This window comes from Acidovorax sp. JMULE5 (assembly GCF_013376875.1).
Taxonomy (GTDB): Bacteria; Pseudomonadota; Gammaproteobacteria; order Burkholderiales; family Burkholderiaceae_C; genus Acidovorax; species Acidovorax facilis.
Genome location: NZ_CP035951.1, coordinates 4,280,467 through 4,304,976, shown reverse-complemented (window position 1 = coordinate 4,304,976; position 24,510 = coordinate 4,280,467). Strand labels below are relative to the sequence as shown.

At 65.9% G+C, this 24,510-nt stretch carries 24 protein-coding genes and 1 pseudogene; 10 read left to right on the top strand and 15 right to left on the bottom strand.

Annotation, left to right across the window (positions count from 1 at the left end; translation table 11 throughout):
* Window positions 1-74: 74 nt before the first annotated feature.
* Window positions 75-1,046, bottom strand: coding sequence for an IS30 family transposase (locus tag EXV95_RS19615; RefSeq protein ID WP_176885716.1), 972 nt, complete (start codon window positions 1,044-1,046; stop codon window positions 75-77).
* A gap of 127 nt (window positions 1,047-1,173) precedes the next feature.
* On the opposite strand from EXV95_RS19615, the gene EXV95_RS19610 reads away from it, so the two are divergent.
* The 3 genes from EXV95_RS19610 (at window position 1,174) to EXV95_RS19600 (ending at window position 5,081) form a co-directional block, all read left to right on the top strand.
* Window positions 1,174-2,421 carry a phenylacetate--CoA ligase family protein gene (locus tag EXV95_RS19610; RefSeq protein WP_176888130.1) on the top strand — a complete coding sequence of 416 codons (1,248 nt, stop codon included), beginning with the start codon at window positions 1,174-1,176 and terminating at the stop codon, window positions 2,419-2,421.
* A 463-nt stretch (window positions 2,422-2,884) separates the two neighbouring features.
* Entirely contained in the window at window positions 2,885-3,871 is a 987-nt protein-coding gene (locus EXV95_RS19605; RefSeq protein WP_121422117.1) for a tripartite tricarboxylate transporter substrate-binding protein, read from the top strand.
* A gap of 181 nt (window positions 3,872-4,052) precedes the next feature.
* Window positions 4,053-5,081 carry a tripartite tricarboxylate transporter substrate binding protein gene (locus EXV95_RS19600; RefSeq protein ID WP_176888129.1) on the top strand — a complete coding sequence of 343 codons (1,029 nt, stop codon included), beginning with the start codon at window positions 4,053-4,055 and terminating at the stop codon, window positions 5,079-5,081.
* A gap of 28 nt (window positions 5,082-5,109) precedes the next feature.
* On the opposite strand, the gene EXV95_RS19595 is transcribed toward EXV95_RS19600, so the two are convergent.
* The 3 genes from EXV95_RS19595 to EXV95_RS19585 form a co-directional block, all read right to left on the bottom strand.
* Window positions 5,110-5,499: a nuclear transport factor 2 family protein gene (locus tag EXV95_RS19595; protein WP_176888128.1), complete on the bottom strand. Its 390-nt coding sequence runs from the start codon at window positions 5,497-5,499 to the stop codon at window positions 5,110-5,112.
* A gap of 99 nt (window positions 5,500-5,598) precedes the next feature.
* Window positions 5,599-5,922 (bottom strand): DUF1840 domain-containing protein, encoded by a 324-nt coding sequence (locus tag EXV95_RS19590; RefSeq protein ID WP_121422116.1) that lies wholly within the window; start codon window positions 5,920-5,922, stop codon window positions 5,599-5,601.
* Window positions 5,923-5,951: 29 nt separating this feature from the next.
* The gene (locus tag EXV95_RS19585) at window positions 5,952-7,220 is read right to left on the bottom strand and encodes a class I SAM-dependent methyltransferase (protein WP_176888127.1); all 1,269 of its coding nucleotides are present in this window, start codon (window positions 7,218-7,220) and stop codon (window positions 5,952-5,954) included.
* Window positions 7,221-7,333: 113 nt separating this feature from the next.
* On the opposite strand from EXV95_RS19585, the gene EXV95_RS19580 reads away from it, so the two are divergent.
* The 6 genes from EXV95_RS19580 to EXV95_RS19555 are packed head-to-tail and all read left to right on the top strand — an operon-like array spanning window position 7,334 to window position 14,319.
* Window positions 7,334-9,694: a bifunctional salicylyl-CoA 5-hydroxylase/oxidoreductase gene (locus tag EXV95_RS19580; protein WP_176888126.1), complete on the top strand. Its 2,361-nt coding sequence runs from the start codon at window positions 7,334-7,336 to the stop codon at window positions 9,692-9,694.
* 2 nt (window positions 9,695-9,696) lie between these two features.
* The gene (locus EXV95_RS19575) at window positions 9,697-10,188 is read left to right on the top strand and encodes a MarR family winged helix-turn-helix transcriptional regulator (RefSeq protein WP_176888125.1); all 492 of its coding nucleotides are present in this window, start codon (window positions 9,697-9,699) and stop codon (window positions 10,186-10,188) included.
* A complete protein-coding gene (locus EXV95_RS19570; protein WP_176888124.1) occupies window positions 10,185-11,039 on the top strand; it encodes an enoyl-CoA hydratase family protein in 855 nt (284 codons plus the stop codon). Before EXV95_RS19575 ends, EXV95_RS19570 begins: the two co-directional genes overlap by 4 nt.
* Window positions 11,040-11,043: 4 nt before the next feature.
* On the top strand, window positions 11,044-12,249 hold the full coding sequence (locus EXV95_RS19565; protein WP_176888123.1) for an acyl-CoA dehydrogenase family protein: 1,206 nt from the start codon (window positions 11,044-11,046) through the stop codon (window positions 12,247-12,249).
* 7 nt (window positions 12,250-12,256) lie between these two features.
* A complete protein-coding gene (locus EXV95_RS19560; RefSeq protein ID WP_176888122.1) occupies window positions 12,257-13,918 on the top strand; it encodes an AMP-binding protein in 1,662 nt (553 codons plus the stop codon).
* A 2-nt stretch (window positions 13,919-13,920) separates the two neighbouring features.
* Window positions 13,921-14,319 carry a RidA family protein gene (locus EXV95_RS19555; RefSeq protein WP_176888121.1) on the top strand — a complete coding sequence of 133 codons (399 nt, stop codon included), beginning with the start codon at window positions 13,921-13,923 and terminating at the stop codon, window positions 14,317-14,319.
* Here EXV95_RS19555 and EXV95_RS19550 read toward each other — a convergent pair.
* A complete protein-coding gene (locus EXV95_RS19550) occupies window positions 14,264-15,232 on the bottom strand; it encodes an EamA family transporter (RefSeq protein WP_176888120.1) in 969 nt (322 codons plus the stop codon). The genes EXV95_RS19555 and EXV95_RS19550 overlap by 56 nt on opposite strands.
* A 97-nt stretch (window positions 15,233-15,329) precedes the next feature.
* Between EXV95_RS19550 and EXV95_RS19545 the strand changes: the two genes are divergently transcribed.
* Window positions 15,330-15,791, top strand: a complete 462-nt coding sequence (locus tag EXV95_RS19545; RefSeq protein WP_056647474.1) for an Lrp/AsnC family transcriptional regulator — start codon at window positions 15,330-15,332, stop codon at window positions 15,789-15,791.
* 36 nt (window positions 15,792-15,827) lie between these two features.
* Here EXV95_RS19545 and EXV95_RS19540 read toward each other — a convergent pair whose 3' ends face one another.
* From EXV95_RS19540 to EXV95_RS19495, 10 genes and pseudogenes are all read right to left on the bottom strand, one after another.
* The gene (locus EXV95_RS19540) at window positions 15,828-16,412 is read right to left on the bottom strand and encodes a phosphonate degradation HD-domain oxygenase (RefSeq protein WP_176888119.1); all 585 of its coding nucleotides are present in this window, start codon (window positions 16,410-16,412) and stop codon (window positions 15,828-15,830) included.
* A gap of 132 nt (window positions 16,413-16,544) precedes the next feature.
* Window positions 16,545-17,351, bottom strand: coding sequence for a phosphonate ABC transporter, permease protein PhnE (phnE, locus tag EXV95_RS19535; RefSeq protein ID WP_176888118.1), 807 nt, complete (start codon window positions 17,349-17,351; stop codon window positions 16,545-16,547).
* A gap of 30 nt (window positions 17,352-17,381) precedes the next feature.
* Window positions 17,382-18,326 (bottom strand): phosphonate ABC transporter substrate-binding protein, encoded by a 945-nt coding sequence (gene phnD / locus EXV95_RS19530; protein WP_176888117.1) that lies wholly within the window; start codon window positions 18,324-18,326, stop codon window positions 17,382-17,384.
* Window positions 18,327-18,367: 41 nt separating this feature from the next.
* Window positions 18,368-19,253 (bottom strand): annotated as a pseudogene (phnC, locus tag EXV95_RS19525) (phosphonate ABC transporter ATP-binding protein).
* Window positions 19,254-19,356: 103 nt separating this feature from the next.
* The gene (locus EXV95_RS19520) at window positions 19,357-20,511 is read right to left on the bottom strand and encodes an alpha-D-ribose 1-methylphosphonate 5-triphosphate diphosphatase (protein ID WP_176888116.1); all 1,155 of its coding nucleotides are present in this window, start codon (window positions 20,509-20,511) and stop codon (window positions 19,357-19,359) included.
* Window positions 20,508-21,239, bottom strand: coding sequence for a phosphonate C-P lyase system protein PhnL (gene phnL, locus EXV95_RS19515; protein WP_176888115.1), 732 nt, complete (start codon window positions 21,237-21,239; stop codon window positions 20,508-20,510). Before phnL ends, EXV95_RS19520 begins: the two co-directional genes overlap by 4 nt.
* Window positions 21,236-22,024 carry a phosphonate C-P lyase system protein PhnK gene (gene phnK / locus EXV95_RS19510; RefSeq protein ID WP_176888114.1) on the bottom strand — a complete coding sequence of 263 codons (789 nt, stop codon included), beginning with the start codon at window positions 22,022-22,024 and terminating at the stop codon, window positions 21,236-21,238. The genes phnL and phnK overlap by 4 nt, the downstream gene beginning before the upstream one ends.
* Window positions 22,021-22,482, bottom strand: a complete 462-nt coding sequence (locus EXV95_RS19505) for a GNAT family N-acetyltransferase (protein ID WP_176888113.1) — start codon at window positions 22,480-22,482, stop codon at window positions 22,021-22,023. Before EXV95_RS19505 ends, phnK begins: the two co-directional genes overlap by 4 nt.
* Complete coding sequence (locus EXV95_RS19500) at window positions 22,479-23,399, bottom strand: alpha-D-ribose 1-methylphosphonate 5-phosphate C-P-lyase PhnJ (protein ID WP_304503259.1); 921 nt, start codon at window positions 23,397-23,399, stop codon at window positions 22,479-22,481. Before EXV95_RS19500 ends, EXV95_RS19505 begins: the two co-directional genes overlap by 4 nt.
* Window positions 23,396-24,508: a carbon-phosphorus lyase complex subunit PhnI gene (locus EXV95_RS19495; protein WP_176888112.1), complete on the bottom strand. Its 1,113-nt coding sequence runs from the start codon at window positions 24,506-24,508 to the stop codon at window positions 23,396-23,398. Before EXV95_RS19495 ends, EXV95_RS19500 begins: the two co-directional genes overlap by 4 nt.
* Window positions 24,509-24,510 lie beyond the last annotated feature (2 nt).

Genomic DNA, 24,510 nt, shown 5'->3' with positions numbered 1-24,510 from the left:
GACAAATTCACTCTCAATTTCATAGCTGATTGCGCTTTATGGATAAGCGCTAGAGGCCAATTTCACCGGCGGTTTCAACAACGAAGTGCGCCAGTACCCAGTGTAAGTGGGCTCACTTTGTAGCCATGGAACACCTCATGCGGAGTCTTCCAGCCCAAGCATCTGCGGGGTCGGTGGTTGAGCCGGTACACGGCTTGGAGCACCTGCTCTTCGCTGGCCGTGCCCAGATCGCTGCCCTTGGGGAAGTAGTGGCGTAGCAGCCCATTGTGGTTCTCGTTGAGCCCCCGCTGCCAGGGGCTGTGCGGATCGGCGAAGTACACCTTCGTCTTCAGGCGTCTATGCACCCACCTGTGCTCGGCGAATTCCTTGCCGTTGTCCAGCGTGAGGGTGTGGCGGTGCTTGGGATGGTGCCTGAGCATTTCGATGATGGCCTGGCCCACCGGCTCGGCCTGGCGCCGCTGCACATGCTGCGCCAGTGTGTAGCGCGAGCGTCGCTCGGTCAGGGTCACCAGCCCTGCCAGTCCACCCGCACCTGAGACGATGGTGTCCCCCTCCCAGTCACCCAGGCGCGCTCGCTTGTCCACAATGGCGGGGCGCTGTGCGATACCCACGCGATCGCGCAGTTGCCCCGCACCCGAATGTGCCTTGCGTCGGCGCTGGCCGCAACGCAGGCGCGGTGCAGCTTGTCCCATGCGGCGCAGCCGGTTGTAGATGCAGGTGTGGCTGATGCGCAGGCGCTTTTCCAGCCCCAGGCGGGCGGCGGCCTGCTGAGGTGACAGATCCAGCTGCAGATACGACAGCACCAACTCCCACTGGGCATCGTCAAAGCGCTGAGCGTTGGTCTGACCACTTTGGCGCGCAAGAGCCTGTTGATGGGCGCTGTGGGCTTGGTACGCCGTGCTGGCGCCGCTGTTGCGCCTGATCTCGCGGGCAATGGTGCTGCGGTGGCGCCCCAGGCGCAGGGCTGTCTGTGTGATCGACAGCCCCACGTCGCGAAGGCATTGGATTTGGTAACGTTCGCTTTGGCTCAGATGGGTGTAGTTCATGGTGCACTTGGGTTGACTGGCAGGTCACACAAGTCATCTTCACTTACTTGTCTGGGCCTACCTTTTGGCAACGTGCACTTCGTTGTTTAAACCGCCACCTCAAACCACCTCACAAGGAAACCCAGGCATGAGCACGTTTTATGACGCCCTGGAAACGCGCAGCCCCGCAGAGCGCGAAGCAGCGTTGATGGCTGCGCTGCCGCAGCAGATCGCCCATGCCCAGAAGGCATCGCCCGCATTTGCCGGCATCCTGGCGGGCGTGGATGCAACCACCATCACCGGCCGCGCAGCCCTGGCAAAGCTGCCCGTCACGCGCAAGTACGAGTTGCTGGAGCGCCAGCAGGCAGGCCGCGCCACCAACGTGTTTGGCGGCTTCAGCGCGCTGGGTTTTGGCGCGGCCATGCCACGTGTGTTTGCCAGCCCCGGCACCATCTACGAACCCGAAGGCACGCGGCGCGACTACTGGCGCATGGCGCGCGCCATCCACTCCGCAGGCTTTCGGCCCGGTGAGCTGATCCACAACAGCTTCAGCTACCACTTCGTGCCCGCGGGCTCGATGATGGAAACCGGCGCACACGCTCTGGGCTGCACGGTGTTTGCGGGCGGCACGGGGCAGACCGAGCAGCAGGTGCAGGCCATGGCCGAACTGCAGCCTGCGGGCTACATCGGCACGCCCAGCTTTCTCAAGATCATTGTCGAAAAAGCCGCCGAGATGGGTGTAACGCTGCCCACGGTGACCAAGGCGCTGGTGTCGGGCGAGGCCTTTCCGCCATCGCTGCGCGACTGGTTTGCCGAGCGCGGCATCGCGGGCTACCAGTGCTACGCCACGGCCGACCTGGGGCTGATTGCCTACGAAACTTCGGCCCGCGAAGGCCTGGTGCTCGATGAAGGTGTGATCGTCGAGATCGTGCGTCCCGGCACGGGCGACCCGGTGCCCGAGGGCGAGGTGGGCGAGCTGGTGGTGACCACGCTCAACCCCGACTACCCGCTGATCCGCTTTGGCACCGGGGACCTCTCGGCCGTGCTGCCAGGGCAGTGCCCCACGGGCCGCACCAACACCCGCATCAAGGGCTGGATGGGCCGGGCCGACCAGACCACCAAGGTCCGCGGCATGTTCGTGCACCCCGGCCAGGTGGCCACGATTGCACAGCGTTTTCCGCAGGTGCTGCGCGCACGCCTGGTGGTCAGCGGCGAGATGGCCAACGACCAGATGGTGCTGCAGGTGGAAACCGTGGAGACCGCCGAGGGCCTGGCACACCAGCTCTCGGACGCGATCCGCGAGGTGACCAAGCTGCGGGGCGACGTTCAGATGGTGGCCCCTGGCACGCTGCCCAACGATGGCAAGGTGATTGAGGACGCGCGGAGCTATAAGTAGCCTCCGCCATGGCGCCCTGCGGCGCCTCGACGCAGCTGCCAGGGGCGGCAGCTCCTCTTCGATGCACCCCTAGCTTGCGCAGGTAGGCGCGGAGCTGCCGCTGCTCTATCCCCAAAGGAAATGCCGCCCGCGGCCTGGCAAAGCCCGCTCCACGGTGACGCTGGCATCGGGTCGTGCCTGTCTCGGTGATGAGGGGCATGGGCGTGCTGTCAATGCGCAAACGTCGGCCCTTCCCGCTCCGCCCAAAGGTTTGCGACAGCGCAAAAAGTGCCCGCTTTGCGCGGCAGCATGCCGCAGTGTTTACCCTAGCATCGCTCATAATTTAGTAGCACTCAGCGCTTTATAGAAAAGCGCTACAGGCGTCTTTTTGTTAAAGACCATGCCCCCTGTGTGCTACGTAATATCCGCAATGTTCCCGCAAACCCCCCTCGCTATCATGGCCCGTCATTCACAGGAGAGACCCATGAAAACAACGCTGAAACTTGCATTGATCGCTGCGGCCGCAGCCACCGCTTTTGGCGCCAGCGCCCAAGACTATCCCGCCAAGGACAAGACCATCACCATCGTGGTTCCCTTTGCTGCGGGCGGCCCCACCGACCGCGTGGCGCGCGATCTGGCCGAAGCACTGCGCAAGCCCCTGGGTGCTACTGTGGTGGTGGACAACACAGCCGGTGCCGGCAGCTCCATCGGTGCAGCCCGCGTAGCCCGCGCCGCACCGGACGGCTACACGCTGCTGCTCAACCACATTGGCATGTCCACCATGCCCGCGCTGTACCGCAAGCTGTCGTTCAGCGTGCCCAACGACTTTGAATACCTGGGCATGGTCAACGATGTGCCCATGACGCTGATCGCTCGGCCCACCATGCCTGCGAACAACTTCAAGGAACTCACCGCCTGGATCCAGCAGAACAAGGGCAAGATCAACCTGGGCAACGCGGGCCTGGGCGCAGCGTCGCACCTGTGTGGCCTGATGTTCCAGAGCGCCATGCAGGTGGACATGACCCCCGTGCCGTACAAGGGCACGGCCCCCGCCATCACCGACCTGATTGGCGGCCAGATCGACCTGCTGTGCGACCAGACCACCAACACCACGCCACAGATCGAAGGCAAGAAGGTCAAGGCCTACGCCGTGACCACGCCCAAGCGCCTGACCACCCCGGCTCTGAAGGACCTGCCTACCCTGGCGGAGTCGGGCCTGAAGGACTTCAACGTCAGCATCTGGCACGGCCTGTACGCGCCCAAGGGCACGCCAGCTCCCGTCGTGACCAAGATCAACGAAGCCCTCAAGCTTGCACTGAAGGATCCCGAGTTCATCAAGAAACAAGAAGGCCTGGGCGCGGTGGTCGTCACCGACAAGCGCATGGAGCCCGCTGAACACAAGAAGTTTGTACAGGCCGAAATCGACAAGTGGGGCGCTGTGATCAAGGCTGCAGGCACCTACGCAGACTGATCAAATTTTCCCTTCCAGTCATTGATGGAATAGCCGCCTCGGCCTTGGCCGAGGCGGCTTTTTTGTGCCTGCCATCGAGCTCGGCACCACCACCTTGGGGTAATCCATCTGCACGGATCGCGCCGCGCCGCGTAAAAAGCTTTGCATGCATACGAAACACCTGCGAAAGGACACTCCCGCCATGACAACACGCCCCCATCCACGCCGCCGCACCGTTGCAGCACTGGCCTGCGCCGCCCTGGGTTGCGCTGCCCTGCTGCCCCTTGCGCACGGCCAACAACAAGCCAGCACCTGGCCCACCAAGCCCGTACGCATCGTGGTGCCCTTTGCCCCCGGTGGCACCACCGACATCCTGGCGCGCGCCATGGCGCCCGAACTCTCGCGCGCGTTTGGTCAGCAGTTCATTGTGGACAACCGCGCCGGTGCTGGCGGGAATGTGGGCGCCGACATCGTCGCCAAGTCACCGGGGGACGGCTACACGCTGCTGATGGGCACCGTGGGCACGCACGGCATCAACCGCGCGCTGTACGCCAAGCTGCCCTACGACCCCATCAAGGACTTTGTCCCCGTCACGCTGGTGGCTGCGGTGCCCAATGTGATGGTGATGAATGCCGACAAGGCCAAGGCCCAGGGCATCGCCAACGTGCAGGACTTCATCCGCGTCGCCAAGGCCAACCCCGGCAAGATGAACATGGCCTCCAGCGGCAACGGCACATCGATCCATCTGGCAGGCGAGCTGTTCAAGAGCATGACGGGCACCTTCATGCTGCACCTGCCCTATCGGGGCTCCGGCCCCGCGCTCATGGACATGGTGGCGGGCAACGCCGACGTGATGTTTGACAACCTGCCCTCATCGATGGCGCAGATCAAAGCGGGCAAGCTCACGGCCCTGGCCGTGACCAGTTCAGAGCGCTCCAGCGCCCTGCCCGATGTTCCCACGGTGGAGCAGGCCGGAGGCCCGGCCCTCAAGGGCTACGAGGCCAGCTCCTGGTTCGGCCTGCTGGCACCAGCCGGTACACCGACCGAGGTCGTGAACCGCATCCAGCAGGAAGTGGCCAAGTCACTGGCCACCCCGGCGATGAAAGAACGGCTGGTGGCGCAAGGCGCTATTCCGGGTGGCAACACACCCGCCGAGTTTGCCAAGCACATCGACAACGAACACAAGAAGTGGGCGCAGGTGGTGAAGGCGTCGGGGGCGAAAGTGGACTGACCTCTTGCCGTGGTGACGGGCCTGCGGGTCAGCCCGTGACGGCTGCCTGCGCGTGCTGCAGGCGCTTTTCACCCGTGGCAAACGAGGCGCGCTGGATGCGCCCGTTCGAGACTTCATACACGCACAGCATCTCCAGCGTCCCCAGACCCTCGGGAAAATTGCGCGTGATCAATTCGCAGTCCACCACCACATTCGCCACCACCGTGCGCGACAGCAGCCGTGCATGCAGGTCGGGCTCGGCAAAGCGCGCCAGAAAGCGCGGGCGCATCTCGGCATGCCCTTGCGCAAGCCGTTCTCCGTGGAGGACAAACTGCTGCGCGTCTTCGGCGTAGGTCGCCAGCAGGGCATCGATGTTCTTGGCGTTGTAGGCGTCCAGCTGAGTCTGGACGATGCCCAGCGGAGAAAGGTTGCAGGTCATTGGAGGGTTGCACGAGAAAGAAGAAACCTGCAGGGGGCTGCCGTGAAGATGCGCCGCGAACGAAGCTGCCCGCAGCCCACTGGCTCAAAAGACGAGGCGCTACACGCCCCAGACCACGTCCACATCCGCCGCCGCACTGCGCTTGAGCATGTCGATCAGCGGTGCCACCCGCTGCCGCAGGCGCACGGCCTCAGCGCGGTCTTCCGCACTGGCCTCGTCCTCTCCACCCGCGTCTGCGGACGCCTGCTGAGCCTCTTCGGACGCCACGGCGGACTCCAGTGCAGCGATGGCGGCAGGGATCTGGGCGGCCGTCACGATACCGCTGGCACCGGGTGTCTTGCCCATGATGGTCACCACCTGGCGGCCCTGCGGCTCCAGCATGATCAGATCGGCTGCGGCGCGGGATTTGAATTTGTAGAGCATGGTGAAGCGTTTTCCAGGAAGAAGCAGACTCAGCTGCGGTAGATGTAATCGCGAATGAACGGATAGCCTGATTGTGCGCCGGGCATGGCCCCGGTGGCCACATCGCCGTTCGGCTTGATGGCCAGCATCTGGTGCAGTGCCATCCAGCCGCGCTCAAACCCCAGGGCACTGCCCGCAAGATACAGGCGGTATGCACGCAAGACCTTATCACCCTGCTGTGCCCCACCCTGTGCGGCCAGCACCTCACGGGCCGCAGGCAATTGGGCTTCGAGCCCGTCGGACCACGCCCACAGCGTGCGCGCATAGTGCGGGCGCAGGTTCTCGGTGTCCACCATCTCCAGGCCTGCGCGGGCCATGTCGTGCAACACAGTGCTCACATGCAACAGCTCGCCGCCCGGGAAGATGTACTGCTCGATAAAGTCACCCATGCCTGCGCCCAGTTGCGCGTTGTCTGCGCCCCCGGCCGTGATGCCGTGGTTCAGCACCAGCCCGCCCGGACGCAGCAGGCGGGCCACGGTTTCAAAGTAACGCAGAATCTGCGCGCGGCCCACATGCTCGAACATGCCCACCGACGCGATCTTGTCAAAGGCTTGCTGCACCGGCAGCTCGCGGTAGTCCACCAGCAGCATGCGCACGCGCCCCTGCAACCCGCGCTCGTCAATGAGACGCTGCACATGCGCATGCTGGTTGCGCGACAGCGTGATGCCGGTGGCATCCACTCCATAGTGTTCGGCCGCCCACAGCAGCAGGCCGCCCCAGCCCGCGCCAATGTCCAGAAACCTGTCCCCCGGTTGCAGCTGCAGCTTGCGGCAAATGTGGTCGAGCTTGGCCTCCTGCGCCTGGGCCAGCGTCAGGTCTGGGGACCGGTAGTACGCACACGAATACACGCGGCGCGGGTCCAGCCACAGGGCGTAGAAATCGTCCGACAGGTCGTAGTGAAACTGCACAAGGCGCGCGTCGTGCGCCAGCGTGTGCACCGCCATCGACCGCGCACGTGCCAGCACCCGCTGCCACCAGCCGTGGTGCTGGTCGCGGGCCGGGTCGCGGGTCAACAGGCCCGCAGCGGCGGCCATCAGGTCGCGCATGCCACCTTCCAGCGCCACGCGCCCCTCGACGATGGCAGCCCCCACATTGCCGATCTCGCCCGTGGCCAGCGCCACCAGGGCCATGCGGTCACGAAAGCGCAGAGTTACAGCAGGCTCGGGCGCGCCCAATTGCTGGCCCGCAGGCAACTGGACTGCCATCGGCACCGGCAAGGCCGCGAGCCGACCCTCCAAGGTGTGCAGCAAGTGCTTCATGCGGCGCATCTTGAAAAATTTGCTGCACTGCGTCAACACCCCGCGATGGCATCAGGGGTTTCGCCGGGAAGGCCCCATTGACAGCATTTTGTTTAAGCCTAAACTATTTTGGCATGAACATCCTTTGCATTGGCGGTGGGCCCGCCGGTCTCTATTTCGCCCTGCTCATGAAGCAGCAAAACCCCGCGCACCGCGTCACGGTGGTCGAACGCAATCGGCCGTTCGACACCTTCGGCTGGGGGGTGGTGCTGTCGGACCAGACGCTTGCCAACCTGCAGGCGGCCGACGCGCCCACGGCAGCCCTGATCGGCGACGCGTTCAACCACTGGGACGATATTGAGGTGTTCTTCAAGGGGCGCAGCGTGCGCTCCACAGGCCACGGCTTCTGCGGCATTGGCCGCAAGCGCCTGCTCAACATCCTGCAGGACCGGTGCCTGGCGGTGGGCGTGGAGCTGGTGTTCGAGACCGACGTGACCGACGACCAGGCGCTGGCTGCGCAGTACAACGCCGACCTGGTGATCGCCAGCGATGGCCTCAACAGCCGCATCCGTACCCGCTACGCCACCACCTACCAGCCCGATATCGACCTGCGCGAGTGCCGTTTTGTCTGGCTGGGTACGCACAAAAAGCTGGATGCTTTTACGTTTGCTTTCGAGCAGACAGAGCATGGCTGGTTCCAGGCGCATGCCTACCAGTTCGATGCCGACACCTCCACCTTCATCATCGAGACACCCGAAGCGGTGTGGAAGGCGCACGGTCTCGACCAGATGGAGCAGCCCGAGGCCATTGCATTCTGCGAAAAGCTGTTTGCCAAATACCTGGACGGCAACGCGCTCATCAGCAACGCCACGCACCTGCGCGGCTCGGCCAACTGGATCCGCTTCCCGCGCGTGATCTGCAACACCTGGGTGCACCGCGAGACCATCGGCGGGAAGCAGGTGCCCATCGTGCTGATGGGTGACGCGGCGCACACCGCACATTTCTCGATTGGCAGCGGCACCAAGCTCGCGCTCGAAGACGCCATTGACCTGGCCAACGAATTCGCCACGGGCTTGCCGATTGACGAGGTGCTGCAGCACTACGAGGCGCGCCGCAGCGTGGAGGTGCTCAAGATCCAGAACGCCGCGCGCAACAGCACCGAGTGGTTTGAGAACGTGGCGCGCTACGCCGGCATGCCCGTGGAGCAGTTCACGTACTCGCTGCTCACGCGCAGCCAGCGCATCAGCCACGAGAACCTGCGGCTGCGCGATGCCGCATGGCTGGAGGGCTATGAGGCCTGGCTCGCGGGTGGCAAGGCCGCGATTCCGCCCATGCTCACGCCCTTCACGCTCAAAGGCCTCACACTCAAGAACCGCATCGTCGTCTCGCCCATGGCCACCTACAGCGCGGTCGAGGGCGTGCCGCAGGACTTCCACTTGGTGCACCTGGGCGCTAGGGCCCTGGGCGGCGCCGCGCTGGTGATGGTGGAGATGACCAGCCCCACGCCCGAGGGCCGCATCACGCCTGGCTGCCCCGGCCTGTGGAACGACGCACAGCAAGCCGCCTTTGCGCGCGTTGTCAACTTTGTTCACGGCAGCAGCACGGCCAAGATCGGCCTGCAGCTGGGCCACAGCGGCCCCAAGGGCTCCACGCGCGTGGGATGGGAGGGCACAGACGAGCCGCTGGAAACGGACAACTGGCCCCTGCTGGCCGCCAGCCCCATCGCCTACGGCGCGCAGAACCAGACCCCTGCCGCCATGACCCGTGCCGACATGGACCGCGTGACCGCCGCCTTTGTGGACAGCGCCCGCCGCGCCGTGGCATGCGGCTTTGACTGGCTGGAACTGCACTGTGCCCACGGCTACCTGCTGGCCAGCTTTTTGAGCCCAGCCACCAACCAGCGCACCGATGATTACGGTGGCGGCCTGGAGAACCGCTGCCGCTACCCGCTCGAAGTGTTCACCGCGCTGCGCGCCGTGTGGCCCGCCGACAAGCCGCTCTCCGTGCGCATCTCGGCCCACGACTGGCTCCCCGATGGAAATACCGCCGACGATGCCATTGCCATCGCGCGGCTGTTCAAGGCGGCAGGCGCCGACCTGATCGACGTCTCCTCCGGCCAGACCACGCGCGACTCGCGCCCGGTGTATGGCCGCATGTACCAGACACCGTTTGCCGACCGCATCCGCAACGAGGTGGGTATTGCCACCATGGCCGTGGGCGCGATCACCGAGGCCGACCATGCCAACAGCATCATCGCCGCCGGCCGCGCCGACCTGTGCGCTATCGCCCGCCCCCACCTGGCCGACCCGGCCTGGACGCTGCACGCCGCCGCACAACTGAGCCCCGTGGACGCGGCGCACACCGACTGGCCCGTTCAGTACACCAGCGGCCGCGACCAGATGCTGCGCGAGATATCCAAGCAAAAACAGCTCGTAGCGCTTGCCAATCAAGCGCAGTCAGCTACTAAAAGCAGAGCACCCGAGGAAGAAGGCTAGCCATGGACCTCGAAGCCCGCCTGCATGGCGCCGCCCCCAGCGAACACCCTGAGGCCCTGCGCCTGTGGCTGCGCCTGCTCACTTGCACCCAGCTCATCGAAAAGCAGGTGCGCAGCCACCTGCGCGCGCAGTTCGACACCACCTTGCCGCGCTTTGACCTGATGGCACAGCTGGAGCGCGCGCCCGCTGGCATGAAGATGAAAGAACTCTCGCGCCGCATGATGGTGACGAGCGGCAACATCACCGGCATCACCGACCAGCTCGTGGCCGAAGGGCTGGTGGAGCGCATGGACGTGGAGGGCGACCGCCGCGCGTACCTCGTGCGCCTCACGCCACAAGGCCGCGAGCAATTCAACACGATGGCGCGCCAGCACGAGCAATGGATCGTCGAGGCCTTTGCCACGCTGGGCGAACGCGATATCGCCACCTTGTACCGCCTGCTGGGCAAGGTCAAGGAACACACACAGAACAATTCTTTGGAGACAGCCGAATGAAGCATTACATCGGGGCGAGCAACCCCATGCGCGAGCAGTTCAACCCGCAGGCCAGCTACGTGGCTGAGCACTTCGCCTGGAGCTTTGCCGATGGCGTGGGCACCGTCACGCTGAACCGGCCGGACCGCAAGAACCCGCTGACCTTCCAGAGCTATGCCGAGCTGCGCGACTTCTTTTACGCGCTGCGCTTTGCCACCGACGTGAAGGCCATCGTCGTGACCGGCGCGGGCGGCAACTTCTGCTCGGGTGGCGACGTGCACGAGATCATCGGCCCGCTGACCACCATGACCATGCCCGAGCTGCTGGAGTTCACGCGCATGACGGGCGACCTGGTGAAAGCCATGCGTGCCTGCCCGCAGCCCGTGCTGGGCGCCATCGACGGCATCTGTACCGGTGCCGGCGCCATGATGGCGCTGGCCTGCGACATGCGCTACGGCACCCAGGCCACCAAGACCGCCTTTTTGTTCACCCGCGTGGGCCTGGCCGGGGCCGACATGGGCGCCTGCGCGCTGCTGCCGCGCATGATCGGCCAGGGCCGCGCCAGCGAGCTGCTGTTCACCGGCCGCGCGATGACGGCACACGAAGGCCTGGCCTGGGGCTTTTTCAACGACCTGTACGAAAGCGCCGATCTGCTCGCCAACGTGCAGGCCACGGCGCGCGCGCTGGCCGATGGCCCCACCTTTGCCCATGGCATGACCAAGACCATGCTGAGCCAGGAGTGGAGCATGACCATCGAGCAGGCCATCGAGGCCGAGGCCCAGGCCCAGGCCATCTGCATGCAGACCGAAGACTTCCGCCGCGCCTACGAAGCGTTCGCCGCCAAGCAAAAGCCCGTGTTCCAGGGAGATTGAGAGCATGCACGTCGTCACGCCCCCGGCCCCCCGCCCGCCATCGACGGCGCACCTGGCCCTGCCCTTTTTTGACGATACCCACCGCGCGCTGGCCGAGGGCCTGGTGCCCTGGGCCGCTGCGCAAGCGGTCGATGAAACCGATGACCGCGCCGCCTGCCGCGACTGGGTGAAGCGCCTGGGCGCAGGCGGCTGGCTGCGCTACTGCGTGCCGGCCGCACACGGCGGCGCGCTGCCCGCGCTCGACTCGCGTGCGCTGGTGCTGCTGCGCGAGACGCTGGCCTACCACTCGCCGCTGGCGGATTTTGCGTTTGCGATGCAGGGGCTGGGCAGCGGCGCGATCACGCTGGCGGGCAGTCCGGCGCAGCAGGCGCACTACCTGCAGGGCGTGGCACGCGGTGAGCTGATTGCGGCATTTGCACTCTCCGAGCCCGAAGCTGGCTCGGATGTGGGCGCTATGCAAACAATAGCTACGAGCGCTTATCCATCAGGCGCTAGCGGCCAAAAAGACTCATATTCCCTGACCGGCACCAAGACCTGGATCAGCAATGGCGGCATCGCCGACTTCTATTGCGTGTTCGCCAAGACCGAACCGGCGGGCGGCACGCGGGGCATCAGCGCCTTCATCGTCGATGCGAACACGCCGGGCCTCGACACCTCACGCCACATCCACGTGATGGCGCCCCACCCGCTGGCCACGCTGCAGTTCGACCAGTGCACCGTGCCTGCCACGGCATTGCTGGGCGAAGAGAACGGCGGCTTCAAGCTGGCCATGCGCACGCTCGATATCTTCCGCGCCTCGGTGGCCGCCGCCGCGCTGGGCATGGCGCGCCGAGCACTGGCCGAGGCCGTGCACCACGCGCGCCAGCGCCGCATGTTCGGCCAGATGCTGGCCGACTTCCAGCTCACGCAGGCCAAGATCGGCGAGATGGCCGCGCTGGTGGACAGCGCCGCGCTGCTCACCTACCGCGCGGCCTGGCTGCGCGATACGGGTCAGACGCGCGTGACTGCCGAGGCGGCGATGGCCAAGATGACCGCCACCGAAAACGCCCAGCGCGTCATCGACATGGCGCTGCAGCTGCACGGCGGGCGCGGCGTGGAAGTGGGCAGCAAGGTCGAATCACTGTACCGTGACATCCGCTCGCTGCGCATCTACGAGGGCGCCACCGAGGTGCAGCAGCTCATCATCGGCAAGGCCGTTTTGCAGGAGTGATCTGAATATGCGTTCTCCTTCCGCCCAGCCCGACCACTTTGTGCACGACCGCATGCCTGCGCGCGAGGCCTGGCCCACGCTGCAATACGACCTGCCCGAGCTCCAGATCGCAGACCAGGCCAACCTGGTGCACGCCCTGTTCGACCAGGCTGATCGTGCGGGCCATATTGACCGGCCCTTGCTGCGGGGCCCACATCGCACGTATACCTACCGCGACGCCCGCACCGAGGCCGCGCGCATTGCCGAGGTGCTGACACAGGATCACGGCCTGGTGCCCGGCAACCGCGTGCTGCTGCGCGGCGGCAACACGGTGGAGATGGCGCTGGCCTGGCTGGGCACCGTCTACGCGGGGCTGATTGCGGTGGCCACCATGCCGCTGCTGCGCGCGGGCGAACTGGCCAGCATCATCGAGCGCGCGCAGCCCACGCTGGCGCTGTGCGACGGGCGCCTGCTGGCCGAGCTGCAGGCTGCCCAGTCGCAGCACCCGGTGCTGTCCACCATCGTGCCCTTTCACACCGCGCCCGACGCGGCCGACCTGATCACGCGCGCACAGGACAAACCCGGCGCCACCCCGCCCTGCCCCACGTCGGCGGACGATATTGCGCTGATGGCGTTTACCTCGGGCACCACCGGCGCGCCCAAGGCCGCCGTGCACACGCACCGCGATGTGCTGGCGGGCTGCGAGGCCTGGCCGCGCCACGTGCTCAAGGCCACACCCGACGACATCGTGGCGGGCTCGCCGCCGCTGGCATTCACCTTCGGCCTGGGCGGCTTGCTCGTGTTCCCCATGTGGGCCGGAGCCAGCGTGTACTTCCCCGACCAGCCCTACACGCCCGAAACCATGGTGGTGCTGATGCGCGACGCAGGGGTCACCATCTGCTACACCGCGCCCACTTTCTACCGGCAGATGGCGCCGTTCGCCAAGAAGATCGGACTGCCCCAGCTGCGCACCAGCGTGAGCGCGGGCGAAGGCCTGCCGGACGCCACACGCCAGCTGTGGAAGGAGGCGACCGGCCTGGACATGACGGACGGCATTGGCGCCACCGAGATGTTCCACATCTTCATCTCCTCGCCCGGTGGAGAAAGCCGGCGCGGCGCCATCGGCAAGGTGGTGACCGGCTACACCGCCAAGGTGGTGGACGACGATGGCAACGAGGTACCGCGCGGCACCGTGGGCAAGCTCGCGGTGATCGGCCCCACGGGCTGCAAGTACCTGGACGACCCGCGCCAGGCCAAGTACGTGAAGGATGGCTGGAACTACCCTGGCGATGCGTTCACGCAAGACGCCGACGGCTACTTCTTCTACCAGGCGCGCGACGACGACATGATCATCACCGCCGGCTACAACGTGGGCGGCCCCGAGGTGGAAGACGCCCTGCTGCGCCACCCCGCCGTGGCCGAGTGTGGCGTGATCGGCGTGCCCGACGACGAGCGCGGCATGGTGGTGAAGGCCATCTGCGTCTTGAAGCCCGGGCACACGGGCGATGCCGCCATGGTCAAGACCTTGCAGGACCATGTGAAAGCCACCATCGCCCCGTTCAAATACCCGCGCGTGGTGGAGTTTGTGGCGGCCCTGCCCCGCACCGAAACCGGCAAGCTCCAGCGCTTCAAGCTGCGCCAGGGTGCTGGCGCCTCGCCATCGCCCTCCCCCACAAAAACAACGAAATGACGATGAAAAACACCCTTTTGCAGCCCGAAGGCTGGGTCACCCCCAAGGGCTACGCCAACGGCGTGGCAGCCCGCGGCACCATGGTCTTTACCGGCGGCCAGATCGGCTGGAATGCGCAGCAGCAGTTTGAGAGCGACGACTTCATCGACCAGACGAGGCAGACGCTGCTGAACGTGCGGGCGGTGCTGGAGGCTGGCGGCGCAGGCCCCGAACACCTGGTGCGGCTGACCTGGTACGTGACCGACCGCAACGAATACAACAGCCGCTTGAAGGAGCTGGGCGCGGTCTACCGCGAGGTGCTGGGCAAGAACTTTCCGGCCATGGCCTGCGTGCAGGTGGCGGGGCTCATGGAAGAGCGCGCGAAGATCGAGATTGAAGCAACCGCTGTAGTCCCGGACTGAGCTTCTCCAGCCACCGCTGCAGCGCTTGCCCGTACAGGATGAATGCCAGCGCCGCCCCAATCAACGGCAGCGCGGCGAACACCCAGCCCGTGAGCAGCTCGCCTCCCAGTGCCACGCCCACCAGCAAAGCCACCGCAGGGTTCACGAACGAATAACTGCCCGCCAGCGCCGCCGACGTGTTTTGCAGCAGCCAAAGGTACGCATTGAGCGCCACCAATGTGCCAAACACCAGCAGGTAGGCCCACGCCGCCCACGACTTGGCAGTGACCTGGCCCAGGGCGCTCAACGGCTCAAACCACAACGCCACCACCAGCCCCATGGCGCCCCCGGCAAACCACTGCGCGGCCGATGCCATGGCGGGCGCGGGTAGCGACAGCTTGCGCGATGCATACGAGCCCACGCTCCAGCACAGCGGAGCACCAAAGGCCAGCAGCGCGCCGAGCCAGGTGGCCGAGAAGTCGCCCTCCAGCGCCAGCAGCAGTGCGCCCACCACACCCAGGGCCAGGCCGATCCAGCTGGTGAACGGCACGCGCTCGCCGCCCCAGCGCGACCACAACGCCAGCCACATGGCCATGGTGGTGACCACCGTGGCCATCAGGCCCGAGCCGATGCCGAGCTTTTGCGCAAAGCCCATCAGGTTCATGGCCAGAAACACCATGCAGCCGCCCACCACCGCCGAGTTGCGCCACTGTTGTGCCGTGGGCAGGGCATGGCCTTGCCACAGCGCAATGAGCAGCATCACCCCACCCGCACACAGGAAACGGATGGCATTCATGAGCAGCGGCGGCATGCTCTGCAGCGCAATGCCAATGGCGAAATAGGTGGTGCCCCAGACGATGTAGACCAACAGCAGAGCCAGGGCCACCGCCCAACTGCGCTGTGATTGGGCTTGCGCGTTGAAAATTGCCGGCATATTCTTCACCTGACCGAATAATTTATGGAAACCGCGAGGTTTTCGGAATTTTTACCAAAATCAAGCGGCTATGCAAGCAAATATTCAGACAGACGACATGGACGCCAGAATTATTTCGGCGCTGGGAGCCGATGGCCGACGTTCGTATGCCGATGTGGGGGCCGAAGTCGGGCTGTCCACCGCCGCCGTGCACGAGCGCGTGAAGAAGCTGCTGGACAAGGGCGTGATTCGCCGGTTTTCGATCAGCGTGGACCCGGAGCGCGTGGGCCTGAACTTCACCGCGTTTGTGGCCATCCGCAACGACGGTGGCATCCACTGCCGCGATGTGGCGCCCCGCCTGCGCGCCATGCCCCAGGTCGAAGAGCTGCACAGCGTGGCGGGTGAATACGACTTTCTGGCCAAGATCCGCACCACGCACGCCCGCGCACTGGAAGACGTGATCTACGAGATCAAGGCCATCGCGGGCGTGGCCCGTACCACCAGCACGGTGGTGCTGAACACCGAGTTCGAGGACCGCCCGCTGGACCTGGGCTGGGTGAATGGCGACAAGGGAGGTTGACGCGCGGGGGCTGCCCCGGCTTGGTCGCGCGGCTGTTTACGCGGCCACCGGGGCGAGTTCAGCCGCAGCGGCAACAGCCGCCGGAACTGGCACCAGGCGCTGCACCAGCGCCATGTAGTAGCCCAGCGGGGGCGTGACCAGCCCCGGCACCTTGGCATGGTCGTCATAGCGGCGCAGGCGGATGGCCTCTTGTGCAAAAGGCTGGGCCGCAAACTGCATCGCCTCTTTGGGCGTGAAGGGCCCGCCCTGCAGCACCAGGCTGTGCTGCGATGCAGGCGACAGCGTCTCCCAATACCCCGGCTCCATGGTGCACAGGTAGCGCTTGGCATCCACATGCAGGCGGATGGGCTCCAGCACCGCGTCGGGCAGCAGGCCCCGCAAGAACGGGATGGCCATGTACTGGTGCAGGTCGTCCTGCTCGGCCGTGTCGCCACCCGGTGCCAGCAGGTGGCCCAGGTCGTGCAGCAAGGCCGCCGCGACCGTCGCGGGGGTTTCGCCCGATTTTTCGGCCCACTGCGCGCACTGCAGTGCGTGCTCCAGCTGGCTGACCGCCTCGCGGCCGTACTGGTTCACGCCCTGGGTGGCGAGCAGGTGGGCGATGTCTTCAAGGCTCAATGCCATGGAATCTTCCTAAAAACTTGGAGCGGCTAACAGAACTCAGCGAAGCGGTTCTGGCTAGGCGCTGCGTCGCTGGCAGTACGAGTGGTACGACAAGGCGCGGCAACAACGCCAGAAGAGTTTTGTTCGCCGCTCTCAGACCAAGGCCTTGCGGATGCGGGCCGACACCAGGTCGATAACACTCACCGTGACCACGATGATGAGCATGACCGCGCAGGTCTCGGCGTACTGGAAGCCCCGGATGATTTCCCACAGCACCACGCCAATGCCCCCGGCGCCCACCATGCCCACCACCGAGGCCGAGCGCACGTTGGCCTCAAAGCGGTACAGCGTGTACGAGATCCACAGCGGCATAACCTGCGGGATCACGCCGTAGATGATTTCGTGCAGTGCGCTCGCACCGGTGGAGCGGATGCCTTCCACGGGCTGCGGGTCAATCGCCTCCACGGCTTCGGAGAACAGCTTGGCCAAGGTGCCCGAGGTGTGGATCCACAGCGCCAGCACTCCTGCAAACGGCCCCAGGCCCACGGCCACCACGAACAGCATGGCAAACACCATTTCGTTGATGGCGCGGAACGCATCCAGCACGCGGCGCACCGGCTGGTACACCCACCAGGGCACGATGTTGGACGAGGCCAGCAGCGCCAGCGGCACGGCAGTGAGCACCGCCAGGGCCGTGCCCCACAGCGCGATCTGCAGCGTGACCAGCATCTCCTGCACGTACAGCTGCCATTGCGAGAAGTTGGGCGGAAAGAACTCCGCCGCGTAGCGCGCCATGTTGCCCGAGTCGTTCAGCAGGTCGAGCGGGCGCATATCGGCGCCCTTCCAGGACGCCGCCAGCAGCACCAGCAGGATGCCCCACGACAGGTACCAGCCCAGGCTGCGCTTGGGCGCGGTAGAGCTGGCCAGCTGGGCCAGCGAGGGATTCAGAGCAGAGGACATGCGGACACCTGGGCTGCAAAAACCAGCGGCTTACTTCAGCGACGCCAGCTGCTGGTCGATCTCGGCCAGGCGGGTCTTCTTGTCGGCGTCGGCCAGTGTGGCGTCGGCCTCGATCTTGTTGCGCTTGCCGAACAGGTCCAGCTGGCGGATGGGCGTGAGCTGGGCATTGCTCGACGGCTTGAAGCCCGACAGCTTGGAGATCTTCATCACGATCTCTTTTTCGCGCGCATCGGTCTTGGCGTAGTTGTAGAAGAAGTCCTTGATCTTGGCCTTGGCGGCTTCAGGCAGCTCTTTGTGCATCACCAGCGGGTCCAGCGCGATCAGCGGCGAGGTCCACACGATCTTGATGTCCTTGAACTTCTCGGGCTGGCGTTCCTTGATTTTGTCGAGGTTCTCGCTGTTGTTCGTGGCCACATCCACCTGCTTGTTGGCTACGGCGAGTGCATTGGTTTCGTGGTTGGCACTGCGCACAATTTTGAAATGCGTCTTCACATCGATCTTGTTCTGCGCAAAGGCGTAATAGCCCGGCACCAGAAAGCCCGAGGTGGAGTTGGGGTCGCCATTGCCAAAGCTCAGCGACTTGCCGTTCTTGAGCACATCGTCCAGCGTGTTGTAAGGGCTGTCCTTGTGCACGATCAGGTGCGAGTAGTAGCCCTGCGTGCCGTCGGCGTTCACCATCTGCGCGAACACTTCACCATTGGCGCGGTCCACGGCTTCCATGGCCGACTTGTTGCCCAGCCAGGCCACCTGCACCTTGTTGAAGCGCATGCCTTCGATGATGCCGGCGTAATCCGGCGCAAAGAAAGCGCGGATCTTGAAGCCCGTCTGCTTGGCCATGTCATCCAGCAAGGGCTGCCAGTCGGCCTTGAGATTTTGCGTGGCTTCCGTGGAGATGATGCCGAAGTTGATCTCCTGGGCGTGGGCGCCAGAAAGACCCAGACCCAGCGCAAACGCTGCACACAGTTTCTTGAACATGGGAAGACTCCGAAAAGAGGAACAAAAGAAGGGCTGCCCGGTCAGGCGGCCTGAACCATCGCGGGGGACCACTGGGGCGCGGGCATAGGCGCCGTCACGGGTGTCGTCGGGGCGGCAGCTGCATCCGACAGAATTTCGTCGGCGTGCACGCCATAGAGGCTGCGCAGCAAGGCAGGCGTGAGGGCCGCCGAGGGGCCGTCGTACACCACCTGGCCGTGGTGCAAGGCCACCACGCGGGGGCAGTATTTGATGGCCACATCCACCTGGTGCAGCGACACGATGACGGTGCAACGGTCTTCGCGGTTGATGCGGGCCAGGATGTCCATGACCTTGCGCGAGGACTCCGGGTCGAGCGAGGCAATGGGCTCATCGGCCAAGACCACCTTGGCGCCCTGCACCAGCGTGCGGGCAATGGCCGCGCGCTGCTGCTGCCCGCCGGACAAGGTAGAGGCACGTTGCGCATGGCACTCTAGAGGCACGTTGCGCATGGCACTCGGCAATGCCCACGCGGCCCAGGGCTTCGAGTGCCATAGCGCGCTCGTGCGGCTTGAACATGCGCAGCCAGCCGCGCCAGCGGGGCGTGCGGTGCAGCAGGCCCACCAGCACGTTCATCAACACGGGCAAACGGTCCACCAGGTTGAACTGCTGAAACACAAAGCCCACCTGCGAACGCACCTTGCGGATGTCGCTGTGGATGCGTCCGCCCTGCTGCACGCAGCGGCCATCGACCTCGATCAGCGAATCGCTGGCCGCATCGGCCACCACCAGACCCGCCACATGGCGCAGCAGGGTGGACTTGCCCGAGCCCGAAGCACCGATCAGCGCCACCATCTCGCCGCGCTGCACGGTGAGGTTGATGTCGCGCAGGGCATGTTTGCCGTTGGCGAAGTGCTTGTTCAGTTGGTGGATGTGCAGTGCGGCAGTCATGGCAGCCTCCTGAGGGGGTTAAGTCGTCTAGACAACCGAAGTGTGGTTGCCACGCGTGACAGTGCTTTGACAGTTGGGAGAAGTTTGGATGTCAGAGAGCGGTCTACAGCACCCGCTGCCCTTCGCGCCACACGCCACGCACCACGGCCTGGCGGCCCCCATCGGGCAGCTCGGCCATGTGCACCTGCACCAGGTCCGCACGCAGGCCCGGAGCCAGCGCGCCCCGGTCGGTCATGCCTGCCGCCTTGGCGGGGTTGCGGGTGACGGTAGCCACAGCCTGTGGCAGGGGCAGGATGTCATCCTGCACCAGCCGCATCACCGCGCTCAGCAGGCTGCCGGGCACATAGTCGGACGAGAGGATGTCCAGCAGCCCCCGTCGCGCCAGGTCGGCAGCCGCCACATTGCCCGAGTGCGATCCGCCACGCACCACGTTGGGCCCGCCCATCACCGTGAGCAGGCCCCGCTCGTGTGCCGCCTGGGCCGCAGCCAGCGTGGTGGGAAACTCCGACATCGCCGCCCCTTCGGCATGGGCCTGCTCCACATGGGCCACCGTGGTGTCGTCGTGGCTGGCCAGCGAGATGCTGTGCGTGCGGCTGTAATCTACAAAGTACGCACGGTGCGGCTCGGCATACTGCGCCTGCAGCGTGGCCGCGTGCGCCACCTGGCGCTCGAACTTCTCGGCGCTCCAGCCCTTCTTGCCGGTGTAGTAGGTGCGCGCCTGCTCGATGTTCTCCCACTGGCGCTGGCCCGGGGTATGGTCCATCAGCGAGATCAGCGACAGGCGCGGGTGCCCGCGGAAGGGCTCGAACAGGTCGATGGTGTTGGGCGCAGGCAGCTCGCAGCGCACATGCAGGTGGTGGTCGGCCCGCAGCAGGTTGCGCTCGGTGCAGGTGTCGATGGTGTCGAGCACGCGGTTCCAGGCGCTGCCGCGCAGGCTGTCCACATCGGCCTCGCCCACGCCCAGCGCGTCCAGCACCGTGGTGATGCCTGCGGCCGCAATCTCGGCGTCGTGCGCCAGCAGTGCGGGCATCTCGGCCCATTGCACCTTGGGTCGCGGCATCAGGTGGCGCTCGAAGTTGTCGGTGTGAATTTCCACCAGGCCCGGCAGCAGGTAGTCGCCGCCCAGGTCGATGCCCTGCAAGGCCGATGTGCCACCGCCGTCCACCGACGCGATGCGCCCGCCATCCACCTGCAGACTGCCCAACACCACTTCGCCCGGCAGCACCATGCGGGCGTTCTTGAACACGGTCGCAGTCATGCCGATGCTCCCCGGAAGTCACCCACGTTCACGCGGCGCGTGGCCACTGCCGCACCCACCTGCGCATCGTGAAAGATGCCCACCAGGGCGGCGCCGCGCGCCACGGCCTCGCGGATCATGGCAATCACGGTCTCGGTGTTGGCCGCGTCGAGCGACGCGGTGGGCTCGTCCAGCAGCAACAGCGGCTTGGGCTTGATCATGTTGCGGGCGATGTTGATGCGCTGCTGCTCTCCTCCGGAGAACGTGGCGGGTGGCAGATGCCACAGCCGCTCCGGGATGCTCAGACGGGTCAGCCACTGGCGGGCGGCCTCACGCGCTGCCTCGATGCCCGCAGGGTCGTCGCCCGCGTCTTCGGCCAGCGGCTCGGCCACCACATCCAGCGCCGACACGCGCGGGATGACCCGAAGGAACTGGCTCACATAACCCACGGTGTCGCGCCGCAGCTGCACCAGCGCACGCGGTGTGGCCTGCGTCACGTCCACCACGGCGCCGTCGGCCGAGCGCACGGTGATGCTGCCCGCGTTGGCGCGGTAGTTGGCGTAGATCATCTTGAGCAGCGTGCTCTTGCCCATGCCCGAGGGGCCGTCGAGCACCACACATTCACCGGGCCGTACATCCAGGTTCACCTGGGCCAGCACGGGCAGTTCGATGCCGTTCTGGTGGTGCAGGGTAAAGCGCTTGGCCACCCCTTGCATCTGGAGAATGGGCGCAATGGAAGGCTGGTTCATGGCTGCAGTACCGAAGAAACGAGGAGCTGGGTGTAGGGGTGTTGCGGGTCGTCGAGCACCTGGTCGGTCAGGCCCGCTTCGACCACGCGGCCGCGCTGCATGACCACCATGCGGTGCGCCAGCAAGCGCGCCACGGCCAGGTCGTGCGTGACGACAATGGCCGCCAACTGCATTTGCCGCGTGAGCTGCCGCAGCAGGTCCAGCAGGCGCGCCTGCACCGATACATCGAGGCCCGAGGTGGGTTCGTCCATGAACACCAGGCGGGGCTGGGTGACGAGGTTGCGCGCAATCTGCAGGCGCTGACGCATGCCGCCCGAAAACGTGCGCGGTGCATCGTCGATGCGCGCCGCGTCGATCTCCACACGCTGCAGCCATTCCGTGGCCGTGGCGCGCAGGCGGCCGTAGTGGCGCTCGCCCAGCCCCATCAGGCGCTCGCCCACGTTGGCACCGGCGGACACATCCATGCGCAGGCCGTCCGCCGCGTTCTGGTGCACAAAGCCCCAGTCGGTACGGGCCAGCAGGCGCTGCTGCGCTTCGGTCATGGCATAGATGTCCTGCAGCTCGCCACTGCGCTGGCGGAACTGCACCAAGCCTTCGTCAGGGGCGCTGCGCGCCGCGATGGCGTTGAGCAGCGTGGACTTGCCGGAGCCCGACTCGCCCACCACGGCGAGCACCTCGCCGGGCCACAGGTCAAAGGACGCGCCTTGCAGCGCCACACGGTCGCCATAGCGCTTGCTGACATTGCGCACGCTCAGCAGCGGCGCAGAAGGTTCGGGGTGATTCATGTGAGGGTCTCGACAACAAAGCTCAGGCCATGCTGCGCAAAGCCCAGGGATTCATAGAAGGCATGCGCGCCCTTGCGGCGGGCGTTGGACGAGAGCGCGAGCTTGTAGCAGCCCGCGTCGCGCGCCTGCTGCATGGCGTGGGCCATCATCTGGCGGCCAATGCCACGGCCCTGCTGGTCCTGCGCCACCACCACGTCTTCCACGATGGCCGAGGGCGTGCCCCGGTGCGCCAGGTTGTGCATGACGAGCAGCGCATAGGTGCCCACCACGGCGCCGTGCTGCGCGGGGTCGCCGGCCACCCACAGGCGGTAGCTGGGGTAGCGGGCGAACTGGGCCCACACGGCCTGGGCTTCTTCCAGGGTCAGCACGTCGGCCGGGCTGTCTTCAATGGCGGCATAAAGCGCCAGCACGCTCTCCAGGTCGGCCTGCCGGGCTTCGCGGATGTGCACGGCGCTCATGCGGCGCCGCCTTCCACCTGCGCAGTTTCGGCCTGCCGTGCCTGGCGCTCCTGACAGTAGTCCGAGTCGGAACACACATGCATGCGCCCACCTTGGTCATCGGTGATGACCTCATCCAGAAAGCTGTCAGTAGCGCCGCACAGCGCACACGCGGCATCCCAGCGCTGCACCTCGAACGGGTGGTCCTCAAAACCCAGGCTCTCCACCGGCGTGTAGGGCGGCACGGCGTAGATGCGCTTTTCGCGGCCCGCGCCAAACAGCTGCAGGGCGGGGTTCATGTGCATCTTGGGGTTGTCGAACTTGGGGATGGGCGACGGTGCCATCACGTACCGGCCATTGACCAGCACCGGGTAGTCGTAGGTGGTGGCGATGTGGCCGTAGCGCGCGATGTCTTCGTAGAGCTTGACGTGCATGAGCCCGTACTCGGCCAGGCCGTGCAGGGTGCGCGTTTCCGTCTCGCGCGGCTCCAGGCGCTGCATGGGCTCGGGCACCGGCACCTGGTAGACGATGACCTGGCCTTCGGCCAGCGGCGTCTCGGGGATGCGGTGGCGCGTCTGGATCAGCGTGGCCTCGCGCGTACGGGTGGTGGTGGCTACGGCCGTGGTGCGCTCGAAGAAGCGGCGGATGTTGACGGCATTGACCGTGTCGTCCGAGCCCTGGTCAATGACCTTGAGGCAGTCCTGCGGGCCGATGATGGACGCGGTGACTTGAATGCCACCCGTGCCCCAGCCATAGGGCAGCGGCATCTCGCGCGAGCCAAACGGCACCTGGTAGCCGGGTATGGCCACGGCCTTGAGGATGGCGCGGCGGATCATGCGCTTGGTGCGCTCGTCCAGGTAGGCAAAGTTGAAGTGGCCGTCCACCGGTGCGGCGTCTGCGGGCAGGCCCATCACGGCAGGTTCCAGGGGCGCGTTCATGCGGCATCCTCCTCGGCGGGGGTTGTGGGGTGGGCGGCAGCGGCACGCATCTTGCGCACCAGCTCCAGCTCGGACTGAAAGTCCACGTAGTGCGGCAGCTTCAGGTGCTGCACAAAGCCCGAGGCCTCCAGGCTGTCGCTGTGGCCCAGCACAAACTCCTGCATCTGTGCGGGGGACTCGACGAGTTCGCCCAGCTCATCGGCGCGCAGGGCGCGGTCCACCAGGCTCATGGCCATGGCCTTGCGTTCGCTGTGGCCAAACGCCAGGCCGTAGCCGCGCGTGAACTGCGGCGGCTGGCTCTTGCTGCCCGCAAACTGGTTCACCATTTCGCACTCCGTGATCTCGATATCGCCGATGTCGATGGCAAATCCCAGCTCTTCGGGCACGATTTCCACCGCCACAGTGCCCAGCCGCACTTCGCCCACAAAGGGGTGCGAGTGCGAGTAGCCGCGCTGCGTGGAATACGCCATGGCGAGCAGGAAGCCCTCGTCGCCACGTGCCAGGTTTTGCAGGCGCGTGGCCCGGTTGGCAGGGAAGCGCAACGGCTCGCGGGTCAGGTCCGTGGGGGCCGGGTCGCCCGGTGGGACGGAGCGGGTCTCGATCAGACCTTCGTGGTTGAGCAGGTCGACCACACGCGGTGTGGGGCTTGGCGGTGTTGCGGACGGCGCTGCGGCAGTGCCAGCAGACTCCATCCCATGGCCCTCGGCCAGCAGCTTGAAGTCCAGCAGGCGCTGGGTGTAGTCGTAGGTGGGGCCCAGCACCTGCCCGCCGGGCAGATCCTTGAAGGTGGCGGAGATGCGCCGGTCCAGTGCCATGCGGCTGGTGTCCAGCGGGCAGGTGGTGCCCAGGCGCGGCAGCGTGGCACGGTAGGCGCGCAGCAAAAAGATGGCTTCCACCAGGTCGCCCGCCGCCTGCTTAATGGCAAGGGCCGCAAGCTCGGGGTCGTACACCGATCCCTCGGTCATGACGCGGTCCACCGCCAGCTTGAGCTGCTGGCGGATCTGCGCTACCGAGAGTTCAGGCTGCGAGACATCGCCCCGGCGCTGGCGGGCCAACAACTGGTAGCTGTTGAGAATGGCGGCTTCTCCGCCTTTGACGGCTACGTACATGC